Below are 17,396 nucleotides of genomic sequence, written 5' to 3'. Positions count from 1 at the left end.
CTCGAACCTCTTACTGCTTCAGTTTGGGATCGAGCGCGTCACGCAGACCGTCACCCATCAGGTTAAATGCCAGCACCGTCAGCAGGATCGCCAGACCCGGGAAGGTCACGACCCACCAGGCGCTTTGTGCGAACTGCAACACATCAGCGAGCATGGTGCCCCACTCCGGTGTTGGCGGTTGCGCACCCATGCCCAGGAAGCCAAGCGCGGCCATATCGAGAATGGCGTTAGAGAAACCGAGCGACGCCTGAACGATCAGCGGCGCAAGGCAGTTCGGGAAGATGTTGATGAACATCTGGCGCATCGCGCCGGCCCCCGCCACGCGGGAAGCGGTCACGTAGTCGCGGTTGACCTCCACCAGCACAGCGGCGCGCGTCAGTCGCACATAGTGAGGCAGCGCCACGAACGTCAGTGCCAGCGCGGCGTTACCAATCGAGGGACCGAAGACCGCCACCAGCACCAGCGCGAGCAGCAGGCTCGGCAGCGCCAGCATGATATCGACGATACGCATAATGATGTTATCAACGATGCCGCCGAAATACCCGGCCACAAGGCCCAGCACGACGCCCATCACCAGCGACAGCACCACCACCAGACAGCCCACCAGCAACGACAGACGCGCGCCATACATCAGGCGCGACAGGATATCGCGGCCCACGTCGTCAGTTCCCAGCAGATGCGCCAGCGTGCCGCCTTCCTGCCAGGCCGGCGGTGCCAGCAGGGTATCGCGGAACTGGTCAGCCGGGTTATACGGCGCCAGGAAGTTGGCGAATACCGCAATCAGGATCATGATCGCGACGTACACCAGCCCCACCACAGCGCCCTTGTTGCGTTTAAAATAGTGCCAGAACTCCTGCATCGGCGTCATCGGCACCGGCGCAGCAATAACTTTATTTTCAGTAACCTGTGACATGATGGCCCCTTACTTCTTATGACGAATACGCGGGTTCACCACGCCGTACAGCAGGTCGACCAGCAGGTTGACGAGAATAATCATCGTCGCCACCAGTAACACCCCACCCTGCACAACCGGATAATCGCGACGTTGCAGCGCATCAATCAGCCAGCGCCCAAGGCCAGGCCACGAGAAAATGGTTTCGGTCAGAATGGCGCCCGCCAGCAGCGTTCCCACCTGTAGACCAATCACGGTCACCACCGGCAGCATGGCGTTACGCAACGCGTGAATGATGATGACGCGCATACGCGTCAACCCTTTGGCACGCGCGGTACGGATGTAATCTTCGCCCAGCACTTCCAGCATTGATGAACGAGTCATTCGCACAATCACTGCCAGAGGGATGGTGCCAAGCACCATCGCGGGCAGGATCATATGCACCACAGCATCAATGAAGTTGCCCTCTTCACCCCAGATTGCGGTGTCGATCAGCATAAAACCGGTCAACGGGTTCGAGTCATCAAGGAACACCATGTCGCTCACGCGCCCGGAGACGGGGGTCAGGTTGAGCTGCACGGAGACCAGCATGATCAGCATCATGCCCCACCAGAAGATCGGCATGGAATAACCGGTCAGCGCCAGGCCAACAGCAGTATGATCGAAAATGGAACCGCGCTTAACGGCGGCCAGCACGCCCACGGGAATCCCCACGGCGGTAGCGAAAATCATGGCGCAGACACCCAGTTCCAGCGTCGCTTTAAAGCGAGGCACGAACTCGTCCCACACCGGTAAACGGCTTTTCAGCGAGATGCCTAAATCACCATGCATAACCCCCCAGATGTAATGGAGGTACTGCTGCCACATCGGCTTATCGAGACCGAGTTCAGCCAACAGTTGAGCATGACGCTCAGGGGAGATACCACGCTCACCTGCCATGATCATCACCGGATCGCCGGGGATCATATGGACAAAAGCAAAGGTGAGAAGAGTGATACCGATAAACGTGGGGATGACGAGTCCCAAACGTCGGAGAATGAACTGCAACATAACCCGGATTCTCTCTAATGACGCACGGCCTGGAACCGTGAGTCTGTATTGCTCACAAATCTTATCCCCTCCTCAATGAGAAGGGGATAAAGCATTACTGCCGGGTGGCGCTACACGTACCGACTTAACGGTGTGTAGCGCTTACCTGGCGTTGCTTTTATTATTCGATAGAGACGTTTTCGAAGTGGTGTTTACCTAATGGATCAACCACGTAGCCTTTGACTTCTTTACGCACTGGCTCGTACACGGTGGAGTGAGCCACGATCAGCGCCGGAGCCTGATCGTGCATCACGACCTGAGCCTGTTTGTAGAGTTCAATACGCTTGTTGTGGTCGTCGGTCGCACGCGCCGGTTGAATCAGATCTTCAAACGGCTTGTAGCACCAGCGAGAGTAGTTGGAACCGTCTTTCGCCGCCGCGCAGCTGAACAGGGTCGCGAAGAAGTTATCCGGATCCCCATTGTCGCCGGTCCAGCCCATCATTACCGCCTGATGCTCACCCGCTTTGGCGCGTTTCAGATACTCGCCCCACTCGTAGGTCACAATCTTGGCCTGAACGCCAATCTTCGCCCAGTCGGCCTGAACCATCTCAGCCATACGGCGAGCGTTCGGGTTGTACGGACGCTGTACTGGCATTGCCCACAGCTCAACGGTAAAGCCTTTATCCTGACCGGCTTCTTTCAGCAGGGCTTTCGCTTTCTCAGGATCGTAGGTGTAGTCTTTAACGTCGTCGTTATAGCCCCACATGGTTGGCGGGATCAGGTTCTTCGCCGCAACGCCTGCACCCTGATAAACGGCTTTGATGATCGCGTCTTTGTTCACTGCGTAGGTCAGCGCCTGACGCACTTTGACGTCATCAAACGGTTTCTTCTCGGTATTGAAAGAGAGATAGCCGACGTTCAGACCCGCCTGCTCCAGCAGGTTGATGTTTTTATCCTGCTTCATGCGCGCGATGTCAGCCGGGTTCGGGTACGGCATCACCTGGCATTCGTTCTTCTGCAGTTTGGCGTAACGCACGGACGCGTCAGGCGTGATGGAGAAGACCAGACGATCGATCTGCGGCTTAGTGCCCCAGTAACCTTCGAACGCTTTGTAGAGAATACGAGAGTCTTTCTGGTACTGCTGCAGCTGGAACGGACCGGTACCGATTGGGTTCAGGTCCACTTTTTCCGGCGAGCCAGCTTTCATCATATTGTCGGCATATTCTTTAGAAAGAATAGAGGCAAAGTCCATCGCCAGGTCAGCGAGGAACGGCGCTTCAGGACGCGTCAGCACGAACTGAACGGTGTTATCGTCCACTTTCTTCACTTCACTGATCAGGTCTTGCAGGCCCATGCCTTCAAAGTATTCATAGCTGCCGCCAGAGACTTTGTGGTACGGGTTCTGTGCGTTTTTCTGACGATCGAAAGAGAACACCACGTCATCGGCGTTGAAATCACGCGTCGGTTTGAACTCTTTATTGTCCTGCCACTTCACGCCCTGACGCAGGTGGAAGGTGTAGGTTTTACCGTCTTCACTGATTTCCCACTTCTCAGCGAGGCCCGGAATAACTTCCGTGGTGCCGGTTTTGAATTCAACCAGACGGTTATAGATAGGTACTGAGCTGGCGTCATAGGTTGTGCCAGAGGTAAACAGCTGCGGGTTGAACCCTTCAGGTGAACCTTCTGAACAATAAACCAGAGTTTTAGCTTGTACACTTGCTGCGACAGTCATAGCCACAAGGCTCAGACCAAGCTTCAGCATCCCTGACTTCTTCAAGGAAATACTCATTCTTCTGCTCCAAATGTGATGTTGTTGTTTTACCCTTTGCAGTGGGTTTGCACCGCCTGGCCTTTTTTGTTTTTTAACCGGCTGGGTCGGCGTTAAGAGGTGGGGATTCCGTTCACATAAACGACTGAGTAGCAGCGCGGATTCTCCATGAAATGCCCCTCATGCCCTACAATCTGTCAACAGAATGTGAAAACGTCAATACAGGTATCCATGATTTACAACAACGGTGAGAATTCGCAAACAAAGATTAAAAAAACTTCAGGCGGGTATTTTCAGCAGAGAAATTTATGCTACGCCCAGAACACCAGAATAAACACCTTAATATTTCGCAACATTTGGTGATTAACAATCGTGCAGAATATGAAAAATTTCTGACGAAATGCTGCATATCTGAGCGATAAATCCCACGAACGTTAAAACGCACAGCGGAAAATGCTAGCGCCAGCCATAAGTAACGCAAAAAAAGATTCATGCATAGATAAAAAAAGACAATGGAATATGTCACAAAACCGTTAACAAATAGTGAGAAGTGATGCGCACTTTTTTGTTGATGTTCCGCAAGAATGGATATTTACCTGATGATGCGATTTCGTAGGCGGGATAAGGCGAATGCCGCCATCCGGCAGTGTGCACCGAATGCCTGATGGCGCTTCGCTTATCAGGCCTACAAAAGCAAAAAACCCTGCTCGTTGAGCAGGGTTTTGAATTTGGTCGGTGATAGAGGATAACTCGCCACGTCGTGGCTCGCCCTGCGGGCCGTTGCTGTCGCAACGTTCTCTCGCTCCGCTCGAGTCGAACCTCTTCCCCCGGAGGTTCTCATCCTCCCAGGCTTCGAATGCAAAAAACCCTGCTCGTTGAGCAGGGTTTTGAATTTGGTCGGTGATAGAGGATTCGAACCTCCGACCCCTTCGTCCCGAACGAAGTGCGCTACCAGGCTGCGCCAATCACCGAATGCGGGGCGCATCTTACTGCGCAGGTGCGCCCCCGTCAATCCCTTAGTATCAAAATGCCCTTTGATCGGCGAGAAAGTCGTCAGCCCGCTTACTGCGCGACGTTTTTCTGTCCGTCAGGGATATGACACCAGTTGTTGTTCTCATTAATTCCGCCATTCGGCGAGGTATAACCGAGACAACCCATGATGGTGTCGTACAGCTCCACATGACGGCGCGGCACCTTCATTTCCGCTTCCTTCTTCAGGTGCGCGAACGCCTGGGCGTTGGCCGGGTTCTCCAGGTATTTATCAGACATCCAGACCATCATCGGCACGCGGAACTGCTCCGGTGGTGCCATCTTACGTGGCGTACCGTGCAGGTGCTCGCGCTCATTGATTGACTCACCGTGGTCGGCAGCGTAGAACACAATCGCTTTCTTATCGCGTACCTGATCAATCACCGTGTCGATAAAATGATCGACGTAGGTAATCGAGTTATCGTATGAATTAATCATCAGGTCTTTTGGGCACTTACGATCGATAGCGTAACATTCCGGCTTCCACTGAGCGAACTCGCGCGGATAACGCTGAGTGTAGTTGTAGTGAGAGCCCTTAGTGTGCAGCACAATCAGATGCTTACCCTGCGGGTTTTCCTGCAGCGAACGATCAACCTCATTGACCAGCAGCATGTCATCCACGGCTTTACCCCGGTTACGTGGCTCAGCAGCAATTTGTTCGCGATAGGCAATGTTGTCGGCCATCGTGTTGCTGTAAAACCACATCTCACTCTGCATCGCGTAGAGATCGGAACTAAAGCCTAACTGCTTGAGCACCGCAAAGACGTTTTGCTCTTTCAGCGTACGCTGTGGGTTGTCTTCGGCCCCACCCTGACGAACGAACATACAGCGCAGCGACAGTTTCGTCGCGGTATCGCAGGAATAACCACGATACATCACGACGTTCTTCTCTTTGGCAAGCTTCGGCGTGGTGTCGCGTTCATAGCCTAACATTCCCATATGATCCCAGCGTGTAGTTTCACCAATAATGAAAATCACGTAAGTGTCATCCAGGTTCTGTGTCGGGGTATAGGTGAATTTCTTCGCCGGGTTGATGAGCGATTTGTTATCCGATGATTCATCCACCTGCGCCCAGGCATACAGGCCCAGTGCAGACAGCCAGTTTGACGGCAGATAAGAGTTCGCCAGTACGCCGCCGTAACTCGGCATATCGACACCGGCAATACGATCGGCACGCTTCTGATGCATCTCCAGAAGACGAATTGGCACCCAGACTAGCAGCCCCGCCATCAGCACAATCAGCGCGCTGCGCCAGCGCACTTTTGGCGTGCAGAGCTGACGCCAGAAGGTATCCGTCGAGCGGTTAAACCAGATGAAGATCAGCGGGAGAAAACTCACCGCCACCAGCCAGAGGACAAACGTCCAGCCGACCACCTCTTTGGAGAGATCGATATCCGTGGTCATGACCGAGGCAACGATGCCGTAACCGATCATCACGTTCATAAAGGTCATGTAATAACTTGCGCCCGCTGAAATCAGCACCAGCAACGAAGCCAGAACACGCCACACCGTCCTGCCCATCAGTGACAGGAGTCGTAAAAAGAAGAACGTTGCCAGCACAGTGCCAGCCAGTTCAACCACCGCGGAGATTCCATTCCAGAGGGTAAAGTCTTGCGCGTAACCGTCAAACCGACGGAGGTAAACCGCGCCATTCATAAACAGACCGATATAGATCGCGAGCAAAAAACTCAGCTTTTGCTGCGACATCGACGTAATGTATCTCATGCAAGCAAGCCCTGGAAATCGAGGGGTTAACACAGCCTGCGCAACGGCGACATCAGCCGGGCAGGTGAAATTGCGAAGGTAGTCAAATAGTAAAATCGACACGCGCGGCTAAGTAGACCACAAGCAGCAAAGAAAGTGGCAACAGAGAATGTGATCGAAAGAGATATTTACAAAAAATCAAGTTTGAAAGCAGACTATTCACAGCAGATATAACAAAAAAAGGCCAGCTCATCGACTGGCCTGTAGAAAATCTTACCGGATATCAGGCGTGTGCCATTTCCAGCACCTCGCGTTTTGGCTGACGAATGGTGGTGGAGAGCGCCAGCGAGAGAATCAACAATGCAAAGATGACACAGAAAGTCACGTAGAACCCACCGAACAGCGACGCGATAATCGAACCGCAGATGCTGCCAATCCCAAAGCCGAGATAAATCACACCATAATTTTTCGCCAGATTGTTCAGACCGAAGAACTCGCTGACCAGTGACGGGAAGACGGTGATCGTCCCGCCAAAGTTAAAGGCGATGCAGGCAATGGCAGCAAAGAAAGTCAGCGCATTCAGCGGCGCAAACAGCAGAGCGGCCATCCCCACCAGCGACACCACCTGACCAATGGTGATCACACGGATACGGGCAATTTTATCGGACAGGATCCCCAGCACCAGACGGCCGGAGAGGTTAGCAATAGAAATCACCGTCACCGCATTGGCCGCCGACGCCACGTCCATATGCGCCAGTCCCTGAGCGATATCTTTCGCCACGCCAATCACATACAGTCCGCTCATGCACGCCGTCAGGAACATCACCGCCAGCATCCAGTACTGCGGTTTACGCATAGATTGTGCCAGGGTGTAGTCGTTTTCTACAACACCATTTTGCGTTTTGACCTCCTGATTTGGCGCATCTTTCATTAGCGTAGAGCCGAAGACAATCATCACCAGCACAATCGCGCCCCAAATCACAAAGGTGTTTTCCAGACCAACGGTTGCCAGAAGTTGGCTGTCGATAAATTTGAAACCCAGGCTTCCCAGACCATAAGAACCAATGGCAAAGGCAGAAATTAGCCCTTTACGCTCCGGGAACCACTTCACGCAGTTGGACAGTGTTAACAGATAGCCCGCGCCATCGGCCAGGCCTACCAGCACGCCTGCGCTCAGCCACAGCATCATCAGGTTACTGGAGTGCGCGGTCAGGAAGAAACCCAGCCCGAGCAGAATACCGGACGCCATGGTGACGCGCTTCACGCCAAAACGTTCCTGTAACTTCCCGGCGACAGAAGAGGAGATCGCCAGACCTAAGCTCAACAGGCCGAAGGAAAAAGCCACCTGGCTGACGGGTTCACCCAGTTTTTCTGAAAGCACGCCATTAAACAGGCTCCAGGTATACACAGAACCTAAGGCGAATTGCGTAATGATGGTACCGATAAGGGTCAACCAACGGGTGCGCTGATACGATGCGGTTTTCATGGCAGTCTTCCTGCATAAGCAAAAGGGATAAATTCTCTGCCAACAACCATAACGAAATGCATTTTATGCAGGGAAAAAACGGCATGAAGTGCCATCAGAACGGAATGAAATGCCTGGAATGCGGAATGAATGACGAGACAAAAATTCATTGAATGAATTTTTTCCCGCTCAGTTAGTGCATACTATCGCCACAAACACTGTTATCACTGCGTTTAAATTGTAAATTGCAGGTTAAAACCTGGCACTTACTCCCATTGTGTAGAGGTAGTTGGTACTGTTGGTGGTATTTTCCGCCTGCGAGAGCGCAGCATAAGCCGCCATGTGCTGATTGAGCAGCATATCTGCGCCTACCGTCATGTCCAGCCAGTTATTGTCCTGAGTGGTCGCCGTCATTCGACTGAGCCCCGACTGCGCCTTCCAGATATTTTCGCCAAACTGCTGGTTATAGCTGATTTGCGCCCACGGTCGCAGATCGCCAAACTGAGAATTCACCCGCCAGCCCAGCGTACTGACACTGGCATGCCATAACGGGTCGGGCGACTGGCTGACCACGCTATCGCCAAATTCGTTATAAATAGCGGGCGTGGTGCCATCGTAATGTAATGCCGCCACCGGTCCGGTCGTGATGTCGCCAGAGACGGGAAAATTCCAGCCCATACTCATGCCGCTGGTGGCCTCCGTGGGTGAAGCTTGCTCAAGATTTACCGCCAGACCCGGCACAGTTTGTGTCGTCCGGATACGTTCCGCCAGAATGTCGTCATAGCGCGGTTGGTGATCGCTGTCCCATGTATAGCGTTCAGTCGTATATCCAGGCGTATTATCAACGATATATTCTTGCTGCCAGGCACGGGCTGTGTTGATGTAAAGCGAACAAACTACGACGCTCGCCAGGAGAATAATTTCCCGGCGACCACTGCATTTTTTTATCATCATCAATGCGACTCCAGAAGAGAGCCGAAATCGGCGATATTATTGTCATTGTAATTAAGGATGACAGGCGAAAGCCCTGTATTAAATATTGTCTTTTTCGCGGGAGCGTCAAGGCACCCGGAACGATATTTTTATGGCAAGTCAAAGAGCGAGGGAAGTATGGAACGTTGCGGTTGGGTCAGTCAGGACCCCCTTTATATTGCCTATCATGATAACGAATGGGGCGTACCCGAGCACGACGGTAAAAAACTGTTCGAAATGATCTGTCTGGAAGGCCAACAAGCTGGCCTTTCGTGGATCACCGTCCTCAAGAAACGCGAGAATTATCGCACTAACTTCCACCAGTTCGATCCCATCCGCGTGGCAGCCATGCAGGAAGACGATGTGGAAAGACTGCTGCTTGATGCCGGGATCATCCGCCATCGGGGGAAAATTCAGGCCATCATCGGCAATGCCCGGGCATACCTGGCGATGGAGCAAAACGGCGAACCGTTTGCCGACTTCGTCTGGTCATTCGTGGATAACCAGCCACAAATCACCCGCGCCGCCGCGTTGGGCGAAATCCCGACCTCCACGCCCGCCTCCGACGCCCTGTCGAAAGCGTTAAAAAAACGGGGATTCAAGTTCGTCGGCACCACTATTTGCTACTCCTTCATGCAGGCCTGCGGACTGGTCAATGACCACATCACCGGCTGTTTCTGTCATCCAGGAGATAAACATGATTCGCGAGTTTCATAGTGCTGACATGACGCCATTGCTGGCGTTGTGGTTGGAAAGCACCATCTATGCGCATCCTTTTATCGCAGAACGCTACTGGCATGAGAGCGAGGCAGTGGTGCGCGATGTTTACCTGCCCGCCGCCAGAACCTGGGTCTGGGAGGAAGACGAGGCGCTGAAAGGGTTTGTGAGCGTCATGGACGGGCGTTTTTTAGGGGCGTTGTTTGTCGCCCCGGATGCGTTACGTAGCGGGATAGGGAAAGCGCTGGTACAGCATGTTCAGCAGTGTTTTGACGTGCTGAGCCTTGAGGTATACCAAAAAAACCAGAACGCGGTGAATTTCTACCACGCGCTGGGCTTTCGTATCGAAGACAGCGCATGGCAGGAAGATACCCAGCATCCCACCTGGATTATGGGCTGGCGGGCGGAGTAAACGCCGTAAGCGTAAGCGCTGGCCCGCTGTATTTCTCCAGCCACGCCAGCGCGGTATTGCCCGCGCAGCCGTTCCCCAGACGCGAACTGGGCAGGTCTTTGGTCAGCACATTCACCGCGCCGTTTTTACAGATGCCTCCCGCGGCAGGGTCAAGGTCCGGCCATGCCCCTTCATGAATGCAGATAACGCCAGGTTTGATACCGTCAGTGACCACGGCGCCTGCAAGGATCTGACCACGGTGATTCCAGATGCGTACCACATCACCGTCACGGATGCCGCGCGCCTGAGCATCCTGCGGGTGAATCGTCACCGGCTCACGATCTGCCACCGCATACCGTTCACGCAGGTGACTGTAGTTAAGCTGGCTGTGCAGACGATGCGCCGGGTGCGCCGACACAATCTGTAGTTGCTCCGGTTCGGCGTTGCCGTGCCACTCATCCGGTTCCAGCCACATCGGGTGTCCGGGGCAATCTGCATAGCCGTAACCGGCAATTCGCTGTGAGTAAATCTCGATCTTACCGCTGTCGGTTTTCAGCGGATGCGCGTCCGGGTCACGACGAAAATCCGCAAAGCGGATAAACTGCGCATTGACCGGATTTTCCGGCATTTCAATCAGTTGATTCGCTTCCCAGAATTCGGCAAACGGCGGCAACGTCACCTGCTGGCTGGCCCCGCGCTGCCCGGCAATCGTATAAAACGTCTCCAGCCATTCCAGTTCGCTCTTCCCTTCGGTAAAGCGTTGATAACCGCCCTGCTCCCAGCGTTCGCTCAGCGCGGCAAAAACATCGAAATCATTGCGCGCTTCGTACTGCGGCGGCACGACCTGCTTCATGGGCACCAGATGCTGGTTACTGTAATCCCCGGTCATGGTGAGATCGTTACGCTCAAAGGAAGTCGTCGCAGGCAGCACAATATCGGCATGCTTCGCCGCCGCGGTCCAGAAGCATTCGGAAATCACCACCAGCTCCGGTTTTTGCCAGGCGCGAATCAGTCGGTTGGTGTCCTGGTGATGGGTAAAATTCGCCCCGCCCGCCCACCAGATGAAGCGGATATCCGGGAAGTGGCGGTTCATCCCGTTATGCTGATACGGCGCGCCGGGGTTTTCCAGCGCTTCCACAATGCGCGCCACCGGGATTTTCTCCACCGCGTCGGTCCCGCCTTGCAGGCTGCCCTGCATTGACGCCAGCACGGCAGAACGGCGGGTCGGATTCCCCCCGTTAGCAAAGTGATAGGAAAGACCAAAACCACCGCCAGGTATGCCAGGCTGGCCCAGCATGGCGGACAGGGTGACAATCATCCAGTGCTTTTGTTCGCCAAACTGCTGGCGTTGCATGCCCCAACCGGCCATCAGCATAGTGGTATTTTTATGGAACAATTCTGCCAGTTCACGGATTTTCGCCGCCGGAACGCCGCAAATCGGGTCCGCCCACTCTGCCGTTTTGGCAATACCGTCGCTCACACCCAACAGATAGTCTGAAAAGACCTCATAGCCCGTGGTACAGCGGGCAAGAAACGCCTCGTCATGCCAGCCATGTTCTACCAGCGTATGCGCGATGCCAAGCATCAGCGCCACGTCAGTCCCCATGTGCGGCGCAATCCATTCCATTTTGTCGCCAAAGAAATCAACGGTTTCCGATCGCATCGGATCAATACAGATCAGCCGTTTCCCGCTATTACGCAACGCGTCAAAGTAAGGGATCCCTTGTTCATCCGACGCATTCCAGGCAATTTTCAGGGTATTCAGCGGGTTGGCACTCCATAACACCACCACCTCGCTGTGTTCGAGAATCACCGGCCAGCTGGTTTGCTGCTGGTAAACCTCGCTACCGCCCACCACGTACGGCATGATGGCCTGCGCCGCGCCGGTAGAATAGTCGCCCAGATGTCCGGTATAGCCGCCCGCCAGCGCCATATAACGTTGTAATAACGTCGCCGACTTGTGCAGAACACCGTTGGAACGCCAGCCGTAAGAACCGGCAAAAATGGAGGCGGGGCCATACGTATCGCGAATGCGTTTATGCTGCGCATGAATCAACGCCAGCGCCTCGTCCCAGCTCACACGCACAAACTCATCCTGCCCGCGCACACCCTGCGGTTGTTCCGGCGAAGCCAGAAACCCTTTTCGTACCATCGGATAGCGTACCCGGCTTTGACTGTGCACCTGATCGCGAACCGCGCTTTGCAGCGAATTGGGATGCGAAGTGGGCAGCGCCCCCCGGGAGGAGAGCACCGTTTCTCCGTCCGTTTCGACAAGTATTGGCCCCCAATGGGCGGCGGTTAACACCGAATAATGCGTCGTCAAGCCAGGCGCTCCTGCAGATGAGATGATGTATTACGGCGTTCAATGTTACTTACAAATTTCAGAGAGATCCCTGGAATTTTCTTCATCTACACACGTCATAATCAACCGCCACGGTCGCTGTGGCAAAAAATAAGAATGTCATTAAGGAATTAAGATGAAGAAACGTGTTTTAGTCATTGCCGCTATCGTGAGCGGCGCCCTGGCGGTTTCTGGCTGCACAACCAACCCTTACACCGGCGAACGCGAAGCGGGTAAATCTGGCATTGGCGCAGGCATTGGATCGCTGGTGGGCGCGGGTATCGGCGCTCTCTCCTCGTCGAAGAAGGATCGCGGTAAAGGCGCACTGATTGGTGCCGCGGCAGGGGCAGCGCTCGGCGGCGGCGTCGGTTATTACATGGACGTCCAGGAAGCAAAACTGCGCGACAAAATGCAGGGAACCGGCGTAAGCGTGACGCGAAGTGGCGATAACATCATTTTGAACATGCCGAATAACGTCACCTTCGACAGCAGCAGCGCCACCCTGAAACCGGCAGGTGCCAACACGCTGACCGGCGTGGCGATGGTACTGAAGGAATACGAAAAAACCGCCGTCAATGTGATCGGGTATACCGACAGCACCGGCGGCCAGGATCTGAACATGCGTCTGTCACAGCAGCGTGCGGACAGCGTAGCCAGCGCACTGATCACCCAGGGCGTTGCCGCCAACCGCATCCGCACCAGCGGCATGGGTCCGGCAAATCCGATCGCCAGCAACAGCACGGCGGAAGGGAAAGCCCAGAACCGTCGTGTCGAAATTACGTTAAGTCCGATTCAGTAACGGTTGTGCCGGGTGGCGGCATTGCCTTCCCCGGCTTTAAACCCACCAACAGGCCCGGTAAGCGTAGCGTCATCAGGCATTTTCGCGCTAAGGTATGCTCACCAAAGGCAAGGAAATCAGCGATGAGCAAATCAACACGCCCCACCATCAGCGATGTCGCGAAAGCGGCAAAAACCGGTAAAACCAGCATTTCACGTTATCTCAACGGCGAAAAACACCTGCTTTCCGATGCCCTGCTGGCGCGTATTGAAAAAGCCATTGCCGACCTCGACTATCGCCCCAGCCTGATGGCACGCGGCCTGAAACGAGGTCGCACACGTTTGATTGGCCTGATCATTGCCGATATCACCAACCCCTATTCCGTCCACGTGTTAAGCGGTATCGAGGCCGCCTGTCGCGAGAAAGGCTTTACGCCGCTGGTCTGTAACACCAATAACGAGGTGAACCAGGAATTGCACTATCTCGATCTGCTGCGCAGTTATCAGGTCGAAGGTATTGTGGTCAACGCCGTGGGGATGCGTGAAGAGGGGTTGAATCGCCTGCAACAGTCCGCGTTGCCGATGGTACTGATCGATCGCAAAATCCCTGACTTCGCCTGCGACGTCGTCGGGCTGGACAACACTCAGGCCGCCACCACCGCCACCGAACACCTGATTGAACAAGGCTTTGAAGCACTGCTGTTTCTCAGCGAACCGCTGGGGATGGTCAATACCCGTCGTGAACGACTGAGCGCCTTTCGGGCAACACTGGCACGTTATCCGGGCGTTGTCGCCGAAAACGCCGAAGTTCCGCTTTCCGAGAATACGCAACTCGATAACACCTTACGCCAGTTCCACCAGCAGCATCGCGGGATGCGCAAGGCAGTGATTTCCGCTAACGGTGCGCTCACCCTTCAGGTCGCCCGCTCGCTAAAGCGCATTGGCCTCAACTGGGGCAGCGATATTGGTCTGTTGGGGTTCGATGAGCTGGAATGGGCCGAACTGGCAGGAGTCGGGATCACGACCCTGAAACAACCCACGTGGCAGATTGGTTATGCCGCTGTCGAACAAGTGGTACGCAGGATTGAAGGCGGCAGCGACGCCATTCATGAACAGGTTTTCTCCGGCGAGCTGATCGTTCGCGGCTCCACTGCCCGTTAATTTTCCTTCGTGATGGTGATCATAATTTCGACACATCACGCTTTTCTTTGGAACCGGTTCCATCTAGCGTAATCACATTAGCGTGAGTTCTGGAGTTCCTATGCAAAGAAAACTGATAGTGGTCACCGCTGCCTATGGCCACGACACTGTCCGCGCTGCCGGCGGACAAACCGCGATGCTGCCTATCATTGCCGGTGCAGGTGCAGACGGCGTCGAAATTCGCCGCGAACTGTTTACTGACGCTGAGCTCAGCGCCCTGACCACACTGGCGTCAGCCATCGAATGCTTCGATCTGCTGGCCTGCTATTCCGCGCCACAACCGCTGTTCATGGACGATGGCCGCCTCAATCTACAACTGCCGTCACTGCTTCAGGAAGCGCAAACGCTGCGCGCGCTATGGCTGAAGGTTTCGCTGGGCCATTTTGTCCACGCAGAACAATTTGACACCCTGCGCGACTGGCTGGAAAGCAGCGGTATGGCGCTGGTAGTCGAGAACGACCAGACCGCCTGCGGACGACTGGCCCCCATGCAACGTTTTAACGCCGCCTGTCAGCAACATGCGCTGCCTGTACACCTGACCTTTGATATGGGCAACTGGCTATGGGTAGGCGATTCGCCAGAAGAGGCCGCTCATCAACTGGCGAAGTCAGTGGGTTATGTTCACGTTAAAGCCGCCACCGCGCACCACGACAGCTATCGCGCCGTTCCCCCGGACCAGGCAGAGCCCCGCTGGCTCGACCTGCTCAAGTTGTTGCCCACCGACGTTCCGCGCGGCATTGAATTCCCGCTGGAAGGGGCCGATCTGACTGCGGTTACCCGCCACTACGTCGATTTGTTACGTAAGGAGTAAGGCATGAAGCATTCACTGGATGTCATCACAATCGGCGAAGCGATGGCGATGTTTGTAGCAACGCAGACCGGCGATCTGGCCGAGGTTGAGCAGTTTATCAAGCGTGTTGCCGGTGCCGAACTGAACGTTGCCACCGGCCTGGCACGACTGGGACTGAAAGTCGGCTGGGTGAGCCGCGTAGGTAACGACAGCTTTGGTCGCTTTGTTCTCAACTCACTGAAAAAAGAGGGGATTGATGCGCAGGGAGTCACCCTGGATGAGCGCTACGCAACCGGCTTTCAGCTAAAATCTAAAGTTGAAAATGGAACCGATCCCATTGTGGAGTATTTCCGTAAAGGGTCCGCCGCCAGCCATCTGTCCGTTGCGGACTACCACGACGCGTATTTCTCCAGTGCCCGTCATCTGCATCTGAGCGGCGTCGCTGCGGCGCTTTCCCCCAGTTCCTATGAACTGCTGGCGCACACGGCGCGCACGATGAAAGCCCAGGGCAAGACACTCTCATTTGACCCCAACCTGCGTCCGGTGCTGTGGAAAAGTGAAGCCGAGATGGTTGAGAAACTGAATCGTCTCGCATTCCAGGCCGACTGGGTATTACCGGGCCTGAAGGAAGGGATGATTTTAACCGGACAACAGACGCCAGAAGGGATTGCGGATTTCTATCTCCGTCACGGCGTGAAAGCCGTGGTGCTGAAAACAGGCGCAGACGGCGCCTGGTATAAAACCGCCGACGGCGAAAAAGGCAGCGTTGCCCCGGTCAAAGTGGACAACGTGGTCGATACGGTCGGTGCCGGCGATGGCTTTGCCGTCGGCGTCATCAGCGCCTTACTGGAAGGTCGTACGCTGTCGCAGGCCGTCACACGCGGCAACAAAATTGGCGCACTGGCCATTCAGGTGCAGGGCGACAGCGAAGGCTTACCCACACGTGAAACGTTAGGCGAATAACCTTACGTAATGATAACAGCCCCCTGTACCCTACAGACAGCGGCGGCAGAAACAACAGAGGTTGATTATGGCAAACTCAACAAATGCAGCAAAACGCTGGTTGTACATCATGCCTATCGTGTTCATCACGTATAGCCTGGCGTATCTTGACCGTGCAAACTTCAGCTTCGCGTCCGCCGCGGGCATTAACGAAGACCTTGGCATCACCAAAGGGATCTCATCCCTGCTCGGCGCCCTGTTCTTCCTCGGCTATTTCTTCTTTCAGATCCCCGGCGCGGTGTATGCCGAACGCCGGAGCGTGCGCAAACTGATTTTTGTCTGCCTGATTTTATGGGGCGGTTGCGCGTCGCTGACCGGGATGGTCAGCAATATCCCGGCGCTGGCCGCTATTCGCTTTATTCTCGGGGTAGTGGAAGCCGCTGTTATGCCAGCGATGCTGATTTACATCAGTAACTGGTTTACGAAGTCGGAGCGTTCGCGAGCAAATACCTTCCTGATCCTCGGTAACCCGGTGACGGTCCTGTGGATGTCAGTGGTGTCTGGTTACCTGATCCAGGCGCTCGGCTGGCGTGAGATGTTCATCATCGAAGGGGTTCCCGCCATTCTGTGGGCCTTCTGCTGGTGGGTGCTGGTGAAAGACAAACCGGCGCAGGTCGGTTGGCTGACCGAGTCAGAAAAAACGGCGTTGCAAACGCAACTCGAACAAGAGCAGCAGGGGATTAAGGCTGTACGCAACTACGGCGAAGCGTTCCGCTCCCGTAATGTGATCCTGTTATGCATGCAATATTTCACCTGGAGTATTGGCGTCTACGGCTTCGTGCTGTGGCTGCCATCAATCATCCGCGAAGGCGGCGCGAATCTGGGAATGGTCGAAGTGGGCTGGCTCTCTTCTGTCCCGTATCTGGCAGCCACCGTGGCGATGATTATCGCCTCCTGGGCCTCGGATAAATTACAGAACCGTAAACTGTTCGTCTGGCCTCTGCTGCTGATTGCCGCGTGTGCTTTTATCGGTTCCTGGGCCGTCGGCGCGAATAACTTCTGGGCCTCTTATACCCTGCTGGTGATTGCCGGTGCGGCGATGTACGCCCCGTATGGCCCGTTTTTCGCCATCATTCCGGAGATGTTGCCGCGCAACGTTGCCGGTGGCGCAATGGCGCTAATCAACAGTATGGGCGCGCTGGGCTCGTTCCTCGGCTCGTGGTTTGTCGGTTACCTCAACGGCGCCACCGGCAGCCCGTCCGCCTCGTACATTTTTATGGGGGTGGCGCTTTTCGCCTCAGTATGGCTAACTTTAATTGTTAAGCCTGCTAATAATCAGCACGTCCCGGTTGGCGCACGCCACGCGTAAACTTTCACTC

General features: G+C 54.9%; 14 protein-coding genes, 1 tRNA gene and 1 other RNA gene. 7 read left to right on the top strand and 9 right to left on the bottom strand.

The features are described from left to right. Positions 1-10: 10 nt before the first annotated feature. From dppC to HVX64_RS01105, 8 genes are all read right to left on the bottom strand, one after another. A complete protein-coding gene (dppC, locus tag HVX64_RS01140) occupies positions 11-913 on the bottom strand; it encodes a dipeptide ABC transporter permease DppC (protein WP_042998555.1) in 903 nt (300 codons plus the stop codon). Between the two features lie 9 nt (positions 914-922). Next, positions 923-1,942, bottom strand: coding sequence for a dipeptide ABC transporter permease DppB (gene dppB / locus HVX64_RS01135; RefSeq protein WP_042998556.1), 1,020 nt, complete (start codon positions 1,940-1,942; stop codon positions 923-925). Between the two features lie 160 nt (positions 1,943-2,102). Next, a complete protein-coding gene (gene dppA, locus HVX64_RS01130) occupies positions 2,103-3,710 on the bottom strand; it encodes a dipeptide ABC transporter periplasmic-binding protein DppA (protein ID WP_044253744.1) in 1,608 nt (535 codons plus the stop codon). Positions 3,711-4,418: 708 nt separating this feature from the next. Then, positions 4,419-4,551, bottom strand: a non-coding RNA gene (locus HVX64_RS01125) — RtT sRNA. Between the two features lie 32 nt (positions 4,552-4,583). Then, positions 4,584-4,660, bottom strand: a tRNA-Pro gene (locus tag HVX64_RS01120). A gap of 91 nt (positions 4,661-4,751) precedes the next feature. Continuing rightward, on the bottom strand, positions 4,752-6,443 hold the full coding sequence (gene eptB, locus HVX64_RS01115) for a kdo(2)-lipid A phosphoethanolamine 7''-transferase (protein ID WP_044253746.1): 1,692 nt from the start codon (positions 6,441-6,443) through the stop codon (positions 4,752-4,754). A gap of 262 nt (positions 6,444-6,705) precedes the next feature. Beyond that, the gene (locus HVX64_RS01110; protein WP_044253750.1) at positions 6,706-7,908 is read right to left on the bottom strand and encodes an MFS transporter; all 1,203 of its coding nucleotides are present in this window, start codon (positions 7,906-7,908) and stop codon (positions 6,706-6,708) included. A gap of 231 nt (positions 7,909-8,139) precedes the next feature. Continuing rightward, entirely contained in the window at positions 8,140-8,841 is a 702-nt protein-coding gene (locus HVX64_RS01105; protein WP_181825215.1) for an autotransporter domain-containing protein, read from the bottom strand. A gap of 156 nt (positions 8,842-8,997) precedes the next feature. On the opposite strand from HVX64_RS01105, the gene tag reads away from it, so the two are divergent. Beyond that, the gene (tag, locus tag HVX64_RS01100) at positions 8,998-9,576 is read left to right on the top strand and encodes a DNA-3-methyladenine glycosylase I (protein ID WP_042998561.1); all 579 of its coding nucleotides are present in this window, start codon (positions 8,998-9,000) and stop codon (positions 9,574-9,576) included. After that, entirely contained in the window at positions 9,557-9,988 is a 432-nt protein-coding gene (locus HVX64_RS01095; RefSeq protein ID WP_042998562.1) for an N-acetyltransferase, read from the top strand. Before tag ends, HVX64_RS01095 begins: the two co-directional genes overlap by 20 nt. On the opposite strand, the gene HVX64_RS01090 is transcribed toward HVX64_RS01095, so the two are convergent. Beyond that, positions 9,966-12,290: a molybdopterin guanine dinucleotide-containing S/N-oxide reductase gene (locus HVX64_RS01090; RefSeq protein ID WP_044253754.1), complete on the bottom strand. Its 2,325-nt coding sequence runs from the start codon at positions 12,288-12,290 to the stop codon at positions 9,966-9,968. The genes HVX64_RS01095 and HVX64_RS01090 overlap by 23 nt on opposite strands. 154 nt (positions 12,291-12,444) lie before the next feature. Between HVX64_RS01090 and HVX64_RS01085 the strand changes: the two genes are divergently transcribed. The 5 genes from HVX64_RS01085 (at position 12,445) to HVX64_RS01065 (ending at position 17,386) form a co-directional block, all read left to right on the top strand. Continuing rightward, positions 12,445-13,107: an OmpA family lipoprotein gene (locus tag HVX64_RS01085; RefSeq protein WP_042998563.1), complete on the top strand. Its 663-nt coding sequence runs from the start codon at positions 12,445-12,447 to the stop codon at positions 13,105-13,107. A 122-nt stretch (positions 13,108-13,229) separates the two neighbouring features. Further along, on the top strand, positions 13,230-14,246 hold the full coding sequence (locus HVX64_RS01080; protein WP_042998564.1) for a LacI family DNA-binding transcriptional regulator: 1,017 nt from the start codon (positions 13,230-13,232) through the stop codon (positions 14,244-14,246). Between the two features lie 100 nt (positions 14,247-14,346). After that, complete coding sequence (locus tag HVX64_RS01075) at positions 14,347-15,096, top strand: xylose isomerase (protein WP_044253756.1); 750 nt, start codon at positions 14,347-14,349, stop codon at positions 15,094-15,096. 3 nt (positions 15,097-15,099) lie between these two features. Beyond that, complete coding sequence (locus tag HVX64_RS01070; RefSeq protein WP_042998566.1) at positions 15,100-16,038, top strand: sugar kinase; 939 nt, start codon at positions 15,100-15,102, stop codon at positions 16,036-16,038. Positions 16,039-16,105: 67 nt separating this feature from the next. Continuing rightward, positions 16,106-17,386 (top strand): MFS transporter, encoded by a 1,281-nt coding sequence (locus tag HVX64_RS01065; RefSeq protein ID WP_044253759.1) that lies wholly within the window; start codon positions 16,106-16,108, stop codon positions 17,384-17,386. The last annotated feature ends 10 nt before the right edge of the window (positions 17,387-17,396 follow it).

The sequence above is a fragment of the Citrobacter sp. RHB20-C16 genome (assembly GCF_013890155.1).
GTDB lineage: Bacteria > Pseudomonadota > Gammaproteobacteria > Enterobacterales > Enterobacteriaceae > Citrobacter_A > Citrobacter_A amalonaticus.
The sequence above is the reverse complement of the archived record's forward strand: the minus strand, read 5'-3'. Positions and strand labels throughout refer to the sequence as shown.

Coding starts and splice junctions, on each gene's coding strand:
- dppC (WP_042998555.1), bottom strand. CDS start 913: ATGTCACAGGTTACTGAAAATAAAGTTATTGCTGCGCCGGTGCCGATG.
- dppB (WP_042998556.1), bottom strand. CDS start 1,942: ATGTTGCAGTTCATTCTCCGACGTTTGGGACTCGTCATCCCCACGTTT.
- dppA (WP_044253744.1), bottom strand. CDS start 3,710: ATGAGTATTTCCTTGAAGAAGTCAGGGATGCTGAAGCTTGGTCTGAGC.
- eptB (WP_044253746.1), bottom strand. CDS start 6,443: ATGAGATACATTACGTCGATGTCGCAGCAAAAGCTGAGTTTTTTGCTC.
- HVX64_RS01110 (WP_044253750.1), bottom strand. CDS start 7,908: ATGAAAACCGCATCGTATCAGCGCACCCGTTGGTTGACCCTTATCGGT.
- HVX64_RS01105 (WP_181825215.1), bottom strand. CDS start 8,841: ATGATGATAAAAAAATGCAGTGGTCGCCGGGAAATTATTCTCCTGGCG.
- tag (WP_042998561.1), top strand. CDS start 8,998: ATGGAACGTTGCGGTTGGGTCAGTCAGGACCCCCTTTATATTGCCTAT.
- HVX64_RS01095 (WP_042998562.1), top strand. CDS start 9,557: ATGATTCGCGAGTTTCATAGTGCTGACATGACGCCATTGCTGGCGTTG.
- HVX64_RS01085 (WP_042998563.1), top strand. CDS start 12,445: ATGAAGAAACGTGTTTTAGTCATTGCCGCTATCGTGAGCGGCGCCCTG.
- HVX64_RS01080 (WP_042998564.1), top strand. CDS start 13,230: ATGAGCAAATCAACACGCCCCACCATCAGCGATGTCGCGAAAGCGGCA.
- HVX64_RS01075 (WP_044253756.1), top strand. CDS start 14,347: ATGCAAAGAAAACTGATAGTGGTCACCGCTGCCTATGGCCACGACACT.
- HVX64_RS01070 (WP_042998566.1), top strand. CDS start 15,100: ATGAAGCATTCACTGGATGTCATCACAATCGGCGAAGCGATGGCGATG.
- HVX64_RS01065 (WP_044253759.1), top strand. CDS start 16,106: ATGGCAAACTCAACAAATGCAGCAAAACGCTGGTTGTACATCATGCCT.